Annotated in this window: 1 rRNA gene; it reads right to left on the bottom strand. The window is 48.3% G+C overall.

Features of this window, described 5'->3' with window-relative positions:
- Positions 1-2 precede the first annotated feature (2 nt).
- A 5S ribosomal RNA gene (gene rrf / locus DW739_RS14755) occupies positions 3-120 on the bottom strand.
- Positions 121-232 lie beyond the last annotated feature (112 nt).

The raw sequence follows: 232 nt of genomic DNA, 5'->3' as shown, positions 1-232 counted from the left end.
GAATCCGGCATCCACCTGCTTTCCCATGCCGTCTCCAGCATAGTATCATCGGCCGCTTAGGTCTTAACCATCGTGTTCGGGATGGGAACGGGTGTGTCCCCTAAGCGCATCGACACCGGAAATCTTTCATTTCCTGGATTTCAATCTTTAATTGTCATCCTCGAAAACTCAACAGTATATAAAACCCTTACTTCTTCTTCCTTAGAAAGGAGGTGATCCAGCCGCACCTTCC

Source organism: Clostridium sp. AM28-20LB (assembly GCF_003480665.1).
Classification (GTDB): domain Bacteria; phylum Bacillota; class Clostridia; order Lachnospirales; family Lachnospiraceae; genus Otoolea; species Otoolea fessa.
The sequence above is the reverse complement of the archived record's forward strand: the minus strand, read 5'-3'. Positions and strand labels throughout refer to the sequence as shown.